The sequence below is a fragment of the Wolbachia endosymbiont (group B) of Philonthus cognatus genome, assembly GCF_947179345.1.
Classification (GTDB): Bacteria; Pseudomonadota; Alphaproteobacteria; order Rickettsiales; family Anaplasmataceae; genus Wolbachia.
This window is the reverse complement of record NZ_CAMXBG010000002.1, coordinates 182,428-194,789: the sequence shown is the minus strand read 5'-3', so window position 1 is coordinate 194,789 and position 12,362 is coordinate 182,428. Positions and strand designations below refer to the sequence as shown.

Annotated in this window: 10 protein-coding genes; 8 read left to right on the top strand and 2 right to left on the bottom strand. The window is 33.3% G+C overall.

Going from position 1 to position 12,362, the window contains the following annotated elements:
• Nucleotides 1-6 precede the first annotated feature (6 nt).
• The 7 genes from bamA (at nt 7) to ffh (ending at nt 10,201) form a co-directional block, all read left to right on the top strand.
• Nucleotides 7-2,340 carry an outer membrane protein assembly factor BamA gene (gene bamA / locus ONG78_RS02885; protein WP_264377626.1) on the top strand — a complete coding sequence of 778 codons (2,334 nt, stop codon included), beginning with the start codon at nt 7-9 and terminating at the stop codon, nt 2,338-2,340.
• Nucleotides 2,341-2,901, top strand: coding sequence for an OmpH family outer membrane protein (locus tag ONG78_RS02880; protein WP_264377625.1), 561 nt, complete (start codon nt 2,341-2,343; stop codon nt 2,899-2,901).
• Nucleotides 2,902-2,905: 4 nt separating this feature from the next.
• Complete coding sequence (gene fabZ, locus ONG78_RS02875; protein ID WP_264377624.1) at nt 2,906-3,337, top strand: 3-hydroxyacyl-ACP dehydratase FabZ; 432 nt, start codon at nt 2,906-2,908, stop codon at nt 3,335-3,337.
• A 45-nt stretch (nt 3,338-3,382) separates the two neighbouring features.
• Nucleotides 3,383-6,196, top strand: a complete 2,814-nt coding sequence (locus ONG78_RS02870; RefSeq protein WP_264377623.1) for an FAD-dependent oxidoreductase — start codon at nt 3,383-3,385, stop codon at nt 6,194-6,196.
• A gap of 85 nt (nt 6,197-6,281) precedes the next feature.
• Nucleotides 6,282-6,686 carry a hypothetical protein gene (locus tag ONG78_RS02865; RefSeq protein ID WP_264377622.1) on the top strand — a complete coding sequence of 135 codons (405 nt, stop codon included), beginning with the start codon at nt 6,282-6,284 and terminating at the stop codon, nt 6,684-6,686.
• Between the two features lie 627 nt (nt 6,687-7,313).
• On the top strand, nt 7,314-8,873 hold the full coding sequence (locus ONG78_RS02860) for a proton-conducting transporter transmembrane domain-containing protein (RefSeq protein ID WP_264377621.1): 1,560 nt from the start codon (nt 7,314-7,316) through the stop codon (nt 8,871-8,873).
• Nucleotides 8,858-10,201, top strand: a complete 1,344-nt coding sequence (gene ffh / locus ONG78_RS02855; protein WP_264377620.1) for a signal recognition particle protein — start codon at nt 8,858-8,860, stop codon at nt 10,199-10,201. Before ONG78_RS02860 ends, ffh begins: the two co-directional genes overlap by 16 nt.
• A 259-nt stretch (nt 10,202-10,460) precedes the next feature.
• Here the strand turns inward: ffh and ONG78_RS02850 are convergent, their stop codons facing one another.
• Complete coding sequence (locus tag ONG78_RS02850; protein WP_010405332.1) at nt 10,461-11,162, bottom strand: ABC transporter ATP-binding protein; 702 nt, start codon at nt 11,160-11,162, stop codon at nt 10,461-10,463.
• A complete protein-coding gene (locus ONG78_RS02845) occupies nt 11,155-11,937 on the bottom strand; it encodes an MlaE family ABC transporter permease (protein ID WP_029237671.1) in 783 nt (260 codons plus the stop codon). Before ONG78_RS02845 ends, ONG78_RS02850 begins: the two co-directional genes overlap by 8 nt.
• A gap of 234 nt (nt 11,938-12,171) precedes the next feature.
• On the opposite strand from ONG78_RS02845, the gene rpmF reads away from it, so the two are divergent.
• Complete coding sequence (rpmF, locus tag ONG78_RS02840) at nt 12,172-12,354, top strand: 50S ribosomal protein L32 (protein WP_006014434.1); 183 nt, start codon at nt 12,172-12,174, stop codon at nt 12,352-12,354.
• Nucleotides 12,355-12,362: the final 8 nt, after the last annotated feature.

Sequence of the window (12,362 nt, the reverse complement as noted above, 5' to 3'; positions counted from 1 at the left end):
ATACATATGAAAAAGTTATTTCACATACTAATAATAATATTTATTTCTTTTCCCACTCTACTTGTTGCTCTAGAAAATAAAGAAAAAGTACAGATAAAAAATATTAAGTATATTGGCAATGAGCGAGTAAGTGATCAAACAATAAGGTTTTATACAAAATTAGAACCAGGTAGTCATATAAATGATGATGATGTAGATTCAATTATAAAAGATTTATATAAAACAAAGTTATTTGCTAGTATTAACGCCTATATCGATGATGAAAAAAACTTAGTAGTAAAAATTCATGAGAATCCATTGATTAACAAAGTAATATTGAAAGGCAATAAGTTATTTAACAGTAAAGAGTTGCTAAATAACGTTATCCAGTCAAAATCACTAACTATTTTCACTGAAACAAAATTACAAAACGATTTAATAAATCTAGCTACTCTTTATAGGAACAGTGGTAAAATTGGTGTTAAAATTGCATATGAGCTAGATAAGCTCGGTAGCAATAGGATAAACCTAATTTTTAAGATAAAAGAAGGAAGAACGTCTAAAATTAAGGGTTTACGATTCATAGGTAATAAAAGCTTTTCAGCAAATGAGCTAGAGCAAGTTATCAAAAGGCATAGCAATGATATATTTAGTAAGTTATTTAGAGCCATTTTTAAAAGCGGAACTCATTATTCACCTCAATATCTACTGATTAACACAGAACTGCTTGATCGCTTCTATTCATCTAAGGGATATATTCAAAATAATATCCAACCAATTGTTGAGGTTGATAATAACAACCAAATAGAGTTAACTTTTTTGATTGATGAAAAGCAGCAATACTTATTTGGAAATAATGAAGTTGATATTGAAACTGAGATTCAGGATTTAAGTTTAAGGGAAGAAATATTAGAATTTATCAAAGAGGAAAATAATCAAATATTTAATAGAGTTAAAATTAACAATACAGCAGAAAAAATAAGTAAACATTTAAACGAAAAAGGATATATATTTGCAAAAGTTAATCCAGAATATACACAACATAACAATATTGTGGATGTAACTTACAAAGTGCTACCAGGTAAAAAGATTTATATAAACCAAATTACTATTGATGGCAATGACCGCACTTTAGATAAAGTAATTAGAAGAAAACTTAGCATGGCAGAAGGCGACGCATATAACACATCTGAGATTCAAAAATCACGTAGAAAACTTATATATAGCGATTTTTTTGAAACAGTAAAAATAAATAGTTATATAGTGGATGAAAATGCAGTAAATCTTGATTTAAATGTCAAAGAAAAAAGAACTGCCTCGTTATCTTTAACAGGTGGCATGTCTCTTCCTGGTGGAGTATTTGTTAAAACCGATTTCACAGATCGTAATTTATTTGGTAGTGGTAAAGAGGTATCTTTTGCTCTTGAAAAAAGTCAATATGTTCTTTCTACTAGTATAGACGCTGTTGAAAATAATTTTAACGATTCTGATACGTCATTAGGCGTAGGTATATTTTATGAAAAACAAGATAAGCCAAACACCACTTTTGATACTTGTGACTGGGGAGGAACAGTAAAATTATCTTATAAAATTTTAGAAAATCTAACCAACTCTATTCGCTATTCTTATAAATATAACCATATACATATGGACAATAAGAGTGGAAAAGATGAGGATATCTCTGAGATAATAAGAGATCAAAAAGGTGAGTATCAGATCTCATCAGTTGGATACACGTTAGCGTACAATAAATTGGATAATCTATATACTCCAAAGGAGGGGTACTTGTTGCGCTTAAATCAGGATATTTCAGGATTGGGAGGAAATGTAAATTTCCTAAAATCTGAGTTTTTGTCTTTTTATACACGCCCTATACTAAGCAAAATTGATGATGATATAACATTGCGCTTTAAAATAGCAGCAGGTCATATTTTCTCTTATACCGATAAAGAGCTAAATATTGGCCAGCACTTTTTTAAAGGGGGTAATGAAATTAGAGGATTTGACCTTTCCGGCATTGGACCAAGAGCAGAAGACAAAAATAAAAGCTCATTGGGAGGCAAAACTTATTTTAATTTAACACAGCAAGTAGATTTTCCACTATCTAAATTATATGACTATGCTGGTATCAAAGGCTCACTATTTGTTGACTACGCAACACTTTTTGGTTTAGATGAAAAGGAGATATATAGTGGAAAATATTACGATAGTAAGCTTATAAGAGTATCACCAGGTTTTGGCTTTTCAATGCCCTCTCCTTTTGGTAGACTTAGATTAGATTTTGGGTTTCCTTTAGTAAAGGAAACTTATGATATAATACCATCACCAAACGTTAAAATTTCTATTGAAGCGGGGATTTGAATGAAATATATACAGTTATTTACATCAGTCATTGCCTTAATTGTTTCCTTATTTGTAGGGTATAAGTTTGTAGGGTATCAACCTCAGAGCGCGATTAATACAAAGGCTGCCATTATTGATAGTGACAAAGTTATCAACGAATCTCTGGCTCTGCAAAATATACAACAACAAATAAAGGAGCAGAATTCTAGATTACAGCAAGAATTTGAAAATGAGTTAGAAAAATTTAAGCCATCGAAAGAAGAATTTGACCTTTTGTCAGAAGAAGCAAAAAAAGAAAAGACGGAACAATTTAGTAAGTACACTGTAAGCGTTAGGGATAATTACGCTAAGAAAATGTCACATTTAGAAGAAAACTATAGAGAAGCAGTAGAAAGTGTCTTTAACAAAATAAAAGAAGTGGCTAAAAGAACGGCAGAAAAAAACAATGTAGATTTAGTACTATTTATTTCAAAAAAGAACCAAGTTCTATACTCTATGGATGAGGTTGATTTATCAGATGTGGTATTAAAAAATGTAAATAAGGAAATACCTGAATTTGCTTTGCAAAGCATTGAGTAGGCTTATGCAATTTAATATCAGTGATATTATAAAAATACTACCACATTCTTATCCTTTTCTCTTAGTAGATAGGGTTATAGAATGCGAACCTGGTAAAAGTATAAAAGCAATCAAAAATGTGACTTTCAACGAGCCATTTTTTATTGGTCATTTTCCTGGCCATCCGATAATGCCAGGAGTTTTGATAGTTGAGTCTTTAGCTCAGGCATCTGCTATATGTGTCCTCGGTAAAGAAACAATAGAAAATAAAGTTGTTTACTTTATGTCTATTGAAAACGCAAAATTCAGAAGACCAGTTATTCCAGGGGACACGTTGGTTCTTCAATCCAATATAAAAAGTGCGTGTTTGGGTGCATGCAAATTTGAGTGTGTTGCATATGTTGGGAAAGAAAAAGCTGCAGAAGCAACAATCTTAGCAAGACTGCAAGACAAATAAAATCTTCATCTGTAAGAAACAGTATGTACACTGTATAGTATAACAATGCAACTGAATTTCAAAATCTCATTTTCAAACTTATACACTTGTAGTGGATTAATAAAATTAGATGAGACGTTTTTAGATTATATAAAATCGTGCGATGAAAGCTTGTTTTGTTCATTAATTGAAGCAAGAGAAAAAGCAGCTTCTTCTTTGATGTCATCCCAGTGCTTGACACTGGGATCCATAGAACAACCAATGTTGGCCACTCAAATGACAGATAGTCAGTTAATAATAGACCTCTCATATTTACTTGATGAATTTATTGCAAAACTTTTTAATATTGGAAAAGAAGCAGAGGAGCTAAAGAAAAAGCACAACGACTTTGCTGCAATATATAAGTGTAAAAGGTTATTTGTTCAACGCTATGCATTAAAGAAGTACACTGATATAGCAGATATAGATATTGATTATGTTACCAGCAAATTAAATCGCTTTCTTGCCCTATCAACAACAGAAAAAAATTTTGCTGAGCAGGTGATGCGTTGGTTGGAAAATAAAGAGGATCACAAAGAAGAAATAGAACTTGCAGCGCAATATGCAGCGTGGAGAGTGAAAAATAAACAGAGTATACTTTTTAGTATTCACAGAAAAATTGATCACGAAAATCTCGTATCGTTCTTCAAAAAAGAAGTAGACGAAGTTGAGGTATTGTATTCAAGCAAAACAAAAAGACGACATGGTTTTGATCTGACAAGTGAAAAGGTGAGTTTGAATAAAGCATTGGATAATGCTCATTACTGCATATTTTGTCATAAGCAAAATAAGGACAGTTGTTCAAAGGGGCTAAGTAATAACGACAATACCTTTAAACAGTCCCCACTCAAAGTTGAATTGCACGGCTGTCCACTAGAACAGAAAATATCAGAAATGAATCTGGTGAAAAGCGAAGGGTACAGCATAGCAAGCCTTGCAATTGTGGTAATAGATAACCCATTATGTGCAGCTACTGGGAACAGAATATGCAATGATTGCATGAACTCATGCATATATCAGAAACAAGAGCCTGTAAATGTGCCAATGATTGAAACAAGGATTCTAGATGATGTGCTCAGTTTACCGTATGGATTTGAAATATATTCTCTGCTTAGCCGTTGGAATCCTTTAAATTTTCAGCGTCCATTGCCAAAAGGAAACACAGGAAAAAACGTCCTAGTTGTAGGGCTTGGTCCTGCGGGTTTTAATTTAGCTCATCATTTATTAAACGATGGGCATAACGTTATCGCCATTGATGGACTAAAGATTGAACCTTTGATCGATAATTTTCAGCTAATTAAAGATTTCGAGCATGAAAAACTAAGTGAACGCACAGCTGGTGGATTTGGTGGAGTAGCAGAGTATGGCATAACCTCTAGATGGAACAAAAATTATCTAAAAATCATTAGACTTTTGCTGGAAAGACGTGAGAATTTCGCACTTTATGGAGGCATTCGTTTTGGAGGTACGATAACCGTTGATGACACATTCAACTTGGGTTTTGATCACACTGCCCTGGCACTTGGCTCTGGTAAGCCACGAATGATCAAAATAAAAAACATGCTAGCTCGTGGAGTGCGCATGGCATCTGACTTTCTTATGTCGTTACAACTGACTGGCGCTCTTAAATTTGATTCTATAGCAAATCTGCAAGTTCGTATGCCGATAGTTGTTATAGGTGCGGGGCTTACTGCGATTGACACTGCCACTGAAGCTTTAGCGTATTATCCAATTCAAGTAGACAAATTTCTACTTCGTTATGAGATATTAGTTGATAAGTATGGAAAGGACTGTGTTGAAAAAGATTGGACAGAAGAAGAGCACGAAATTGCGAATGAGCTCATATCGCACGCAAAGTTGATCCAAGCAGAGCAAGAATTAGCAAAAAAAGAAAGTAGAGAAATAAAAATATTAGAGTTAATGCAGAGTCTTGGGGGAGTGAAAGTTGTATATAGAAAAGAGCTGAAAGACTCGCCAAGTTATCGATTAAATAGCGAAGAGGTGCAAAACGCATTATCAGAAGGGATTTACTTTATTGAAAACTTAGAGCCAGTTGAAGTTGTGACAGATAAATATAACCATGCTGAGTCAATAAAACTGATAGACACAAAATCCGGCGAAATCAAATGTATAAAAGCACGTTCTATTTTTATAGCAGCAGGTACTGAGCCAAATACAGTTATTGCAACAGAAGATAAAAAGCATTTTAAATTAAGTAATGGGTATTTTACTCATTTGAATTCATCAGGAAAAGAAATAGACCCAATATTTTCTCCTAAAATGCAAAATAAAGATAGAATATTAGTGTATAAGCAAGGCAATAAAACAATCAGCTTTTTTGGTGATCTTCACCCTTCGTATAGCGGCAGCGTCGTGAAAGCTATGGCAAGTGCTAAGAACGGCTACCCTATTATTTCTCAGCTTTTGAGTGGAGTGATCCAAACAGCTAATCAGCCAGCGTCACGCGCTGGAGTGACGCTGTTCCGTCAAGCTAACAAAGAATTCTTTAATAGAATCAAAGAGCAATTCACTGCAAAGGTTATAAAAGTTCAATATTTAACAGACAAAGTTGTGGAAATAGTGATCAAAGCACCACTTGCGGCAAAGAATTTTAAACCTGGACAATTCTTTAGGTTGCAAAATTTTGAAACCAATAGCAGAAAAACTCACCTCACTATGGAAGGTATAGCAGTAACCGGCACTGAAGTAGACAAAAAAAAAGGATTTATTTCTACTATTGTGCTTGAAACTGGCGGTTCCACTAATTTATGTAAATGTTTTAAAAAAGGTGAACAAATAATTCTTATGGGTCCAACTGGCAGTCCTACTGAGATTGGTTAAACCTATTTTGTACTAATTATACTATAATGTATATTATTTATTAATAAATCTATACTATAATAATGATTTTTATTAAGGTAGTATTATGACACATAAGTTAAGATTCACACTTCCAAAAGAAAGCTACTCTATAGATATAGGACCATGTTCTGCAAAAAGTAGAAAGTGTAAGGAGTTTATAGCAAAAAACGAAGACGTAGGTATGAAATTTCTTATTTCTACTAAAGATGATACTGGCAAAACAGGAAAAATGTCCCTTTGTAAAGATAATAACGGTCAAGATGAGTGTACAAAATCCTACACAGTTCAATCTCCAGTAATTTATAATGATCTTTTTAATGATAGCTTTAAATACGTAAGTGTTCTTTTGGATCATGATAAAGGACATTTCACTAGGATGCGCAATGAATTCGATAAATATGATATTGATTACACAGTTATGGATGACGGTAAAACACAGAATATGCTGTCAGAGGATTTTATGATCTAATTTTCATTATACAGCTACTAAAGAGCTTTCTTGATTCCAGTGTCCGCTACTCGAATGCCGTCATTACAGTACTTGATACAGGGATCTATAGATAAAACAATTTAAGATTCCGCTACGTGTTAGTGGAATCTATGCTGAGACACCGCGGCGGTATCTAAAAAAAGCGTTAAAGACTAGATTAGCAAAGAATTCTTTAATAGAATCAAATATTGCGAAGAGCATAAAAGTCGAATGAGTGCATTGAAAACTGGCAGCTCCATTAGATTTATGCAGATACTTAAAACAAAGAAAGTAAATCACTCTCAACTATCAGACTTACTGAAGTTCTGGATATTGAATTGATGCCAAATTTTATTTCAAAAAGTAAATAATTTACTAACGCTCGTGCACAAATTAAAAATAAATTATGCACGAGTGTAGCACTGTGAATTAGGAGTGCTATATTAAAGCTTACCTCACTATTAAAGCTATCGGTCAGATTAGATTAAAAACCTAATCTGACCGGTTTCTCTATAACCTTCTAAACCCTGATATAATTATATGGTAATTAGCTTAACTAGTGGTTAATATGCAAATTGATTTTATTTGTATGTTGAGGTAGCATAAACCATACTGTTTTACATCATTGTGCAACTTTATAAATTTTTATTGCTATTTCTGTTGACTACATTAATAGTGATAGTCCTAATATTACCTGAAAATTTAGGTACTACACTGAATTGCTCTCATCCAGTTCTAAATTTTGATTTATCTTTTCGTATCGTACTAATATCTTTTTTATCAGTTGCATTTTTAGCTGTTCTACCAACACAAAATTTGACTTTTTCAGAGATGCTATCTTTTTTTGCTTATACTACCTGCTCACTCTGTGCAATTTTATCCAAGCAGATAATGTTGGTTATAATATTCTTTGAATTAATGACCATCAGTGCATTTTTTATTATCGCAGCTAGCTGTAGAGATAGTGGATCTGCAATAAGGTACGCTTGTGTACACTTTTTGGTTGGAGTTATATTGACAGCAGGATTGGCACTTCAAAGCACTAACCTGATAATTTTGGGTTTATTGATAAACTGCGCTTGTTTTCCTTTTTCGTTTTGGGTTGTTGATGCATATCCTGCTGCATCACTACATGGCACTACATATCTCTCTTTATTTACCACTAAAGTCTCTTTTTTAGTGATGCTTTTACACACTTACACCCTATGGCAAGATTGTACTGAAATATTAGCACTTGTAGGCGCCATCACTGTAATTTACAGCATTATATTTGCTTCTCTTGAGCAAAATATTCGTAGATTTCTATGCTATAATGTTGTAGGACAAATGGGCTTGCTGATTATTGCAGGAGGTTTACTCAGCCCTTCGGAAAAGGCAATACCAATTTTGATGCTACACATAATTTTCTCTCTTGTTTATCAATCATTATTGTTTGTGGTTAGCAATGCGATTATTTCGCGGACAAAAACAATTAGTTTTAATGGAGTGGGTAAATTGATGTCAGTCGAAGGCATGTGTGCTATAATTGCGATATTCACAGTGGCTGCATTTCCTGGAACCGTTGGATTTATTAGCAAATCATACATTACAGCCGAGATTGAAGCAAGTGGTGCTAATTTAGAAGTGTATAAAAATTTATACAAGATTCTAAATTTACTGCTTTATTTAAGCGTGGGGCTCAAGTTTTTCTATTACATATTTATCGCTAAAAGCAAGTCCAAACCTTCAGAAGGGAAAGAAGGTAGAATAACAATTATTATTTTAGCATTCATATGTATAATTGCTGGCAACCCTTACTTGCCTATTTACAATAACCCTTCGATTTTCGATTTTGTGTACAACACAAAAAATATTTTGTCGCAATTTAATTTGTTATTATGTACCACTTTATTGTTTATTCCTTTACGCAAATTATTTTACCCAAGAATAAATTTTAAAATGGATATTGATTGGATTTTTAGAGCTTTCGTACCCTATATTGTCTTGCTGTTCAATCAATTGGTCTTTAAAGTGAGAGAAATGTCTGCCAACGTACTGCAAAACTTGACTAATTCACTTACTAATTTATACTTTAATAATATTACTAAACTTAAAGAAGTGATAAGTTATAACTCAGTAAGTTTTGTTTCAGCTTCTTCTCTCTTTTTAATGAGTATTCTACTAATGCTATTATGTTTAAATCGTTAACTGAAAGTTTAAATTCTGTATTTAGTAAACTGAGAGGAAAGTCGATCATTTCTGAAAATGATTTTAATCTTGCCATGCGTGAAATACGTATAGCTTTAATTGAAGCTGACGTTTCACTTGAAGTTGCAAAAAAATTCATCAACGACATTAAAGATAAAGTGATTGGGGAAAAAGTCATAAAAAGTGTTTCTCCAGCACAAATGATAATTAAAATTGTGCAGGATAATTTAGTTGCAGTTCTCGGATCAGAGAAAAGTGACTTAAATCTAGCAGTTAAACCCCCTGCTGTGATTATGATGGTGGGCTTACAAGGTGCAGGTAAAACAACTACCTCAGGAAAGCTTGCTTTAAAGCTAAAAAAGCAAAAGAAAAAAGTGATGCTTGCCTCTTTAGACATTTATAGGCCGGCTGCCCAGAAACAACTTGAGGTGCTGGGTAAACAGATAGACGTACAAACTTTATCTATAGTAATAAATGAGGAGCCTATTGCAATTACAAAAAGGGCACTGGCAGCAGCAAAGAACGATAATTATGATGTATTAATACTAGACACCGCAGGCAGGCTTCATATTGACAATAATATGATGAATGAGTTGAAAGCCGTAAAGGAAATAGCTTCACCTGCAGAAGTTATTTTAGTAGCCGACGCAATGATAGGCCAGGATGCGGTCAACATTGCCAAATCATTCAATGAGGTAATAGGTGTAACCGGCATTATTCTCACCCGTGTTGATGGTGATGCACGTGGTGGTGCTGCTCTTTCTATGAAAATGATCACCGATTGTCCAATTAAATTTATTGCTTGTGGTGAAAAATTAAGTGACCTCGATGATTTTTATCCCGATAGAATTGCAAAAAGGATACTTAGCATGGGTGATGTTGTATCATTGGTTGAAAAAGCTGCTGAGATTGTTGGTCAGGAAGAAATTGATAAGTTACAAAAGAAAGTAAAAAAGGGTAAATTCGACCTAAACGACCTAGTGGGAATGTTAAAAACTCTGAGTAAAATGGATGGCATTAGCAACATAATGAAATTCATCCCTAGTTCATTCACAAAAAAGCTAAGTAGCAGTGTGCCAGACGACAATAAAGTGAAAAAATATATAGCCATCATAAACTCAATGACCGAAAAAGAAAGGCAAAATCCAGATATTTTAAATGGCAAAAGAAGACTTAGAATTTCTAAGGGGTCCGGAACAAGTGTAACTGACGTTAATCTTCTAATTAAGCAGTACAATCAAATGAGCTCTATGGTGAATAAATTCAGTAAAGTTGATCATAATAAACTCAAAGAATCTGATTTAATGGATATGCTGAGCAGAAAATAAATCAGCAGGTAGTAGAATGAAATAAAATCATCAGTTGTAATTGCTGTTGAGTAGTGAAGTAACAAATTCAATAAATTTCCGCAGTTGGAATTGGCATAATAATAAAAGTTGATATAAGTTACTTTAGCTATATTTAATGCGTTGTTTTATAGCTAACACACCATACCACCGTGGCACTACACTAGTAACAGAACGACAATTGTCAGTAGCTCAAGTTAGGGTAGATATGGCATTCACAATATCGTTTGTAAACCTATAGCTATATATAATGAATGAATTTTTTTATATATTCGTTATTAGTATTTTGTATTTCTTGGACAGTTCCGTGGTAGATAATATTCCCTTCGTATAATACTGCTATTTTATCAGCTATTTTAAATGCACTATGAATATCATGTGTAATCGTGATAATTGTAGGGTTAAAGTCTTTAGATAATTTTATTATTATCTCGTTTACCATATCTGACATAATTGGGTCCAATCCTGAAGTTGGCTCATCCAATACAATAATTTCTGGATTGTGCGCAATCGCCCTTGCAAGTGCTACTCTTTTTTTCATTCCGCCTGATAGCTCGATTGGAAACATATCTGCTATGCTTTCCTCCAGTCCAACATCATTTAACTTCTCGATTGCTAGCTGTTTTGCCTCCTTTTCGCTGATATTAAAGCGCTTTTTATAATTAAAAGATATATTTTCCCACACTGTAACGTAGTCAAATAAAGCAGAATTTTGAAATAAGACTCCAAATTTATTTTTGCTTTCACTATTTATTTTAATAGACCCTGAGTCTGGTTTTAGCAATCCAATGATTATTTTTGTTAATACAGATTTACCACTTCCTGAGCCGCCAAGTATGACTAATGATTCCCCCTTCGATATATTAAAACTTATGTTGTTTAATATCGTTCTATCATCAAAAGACAAGCTTAGGTTCAATATTGATATTATGGGGCTATACATGTATCAAAGTAATCAAGTAGTTTGCTAAAATGATCAATATGGACGAAAAAACAACAGTTGATGTTGTAGCAACACCTACTCCTCGTGCACCTTCTCTACAATGGTAACCGTAATAACAACTTGAAACAGAAATTATAGCGCCAAAAGCAGTCGCTTTCATTAGCCCAACAACAAAATCGTTTATATTAAAGAATTGAGCTGTATATTTTATGTATATATTTAAATTGTGGTTAAATTCAAAGACTGCGGTGACATACCCTCCAAATATTCCTATTAGATCTGCACATACTGTAAGTATTGGAAATACTATAACTGACGCTAGAATTCTTGGTGCAATTAAATATTTGAAAGGATTGATGTCCAAAGTTGTAAGTGCATCTATTTGTTCAGTGATGCGCATCGTGCCAATTTCTGCTGCAATTGAGGACCCAACCTTTCCTACCATTATTAAGCTAATCAAAACTGGCCCTAACTCTTTAATGATAGTGATCGTAACAAGCTTAGGTACTACTTGTTCTTGATTAATCAATAGACCACTTAAGCTACTTTGTAAAACTATCACCGCTCCTATAAAAACTCCAGTGAGCCCAACAATTGGTAAAGAGAAAAAGCCTATCTCTATAATTTGTTTTGCTACATTGCTAAAATAATATGGTGGCACAAAGCAGTGGTATAGAGATTGAATAAAAAACACAAATGCGTTACCAAGCCTCAACAGAAAGTTGATAAAGCACCTACCGATTATTCTAACACTGTTTACATCAAAGGAACTCACTTTGCATTTATCTTAGCTAAAAATTAGTTTTACTGATTTTATTAAAATTTTTATTAACTCTATCGCAGAGTATAGTCAAGATATATCTTAAGTTCAATATACTTTGATCAAAATGCTTGAGTTTAAGTTTATAAGACTGAATTGTATAAGAAAACCTTACTTATTTCGCTATTTACTTCTTGTAAAAAACATGCTACTAATAAATTGTGTTATATAATTGAATTGGAGTAAGTTTTGGCAGTTCCGAAGAGAAAAAAGTCAAAGTCAAGGCGTAATATGCATCGTTCTCATCATGCTATTAAACCTAAGAATATTGTGGTATGTGCAACAACTGGAGAATTCATGTTGCCTCATAACATAGCAGTTGACAATAGTTACAAAGGAAAACGTGTTTTCATTAAACAAAAGGCGGAGTAACTCATGAT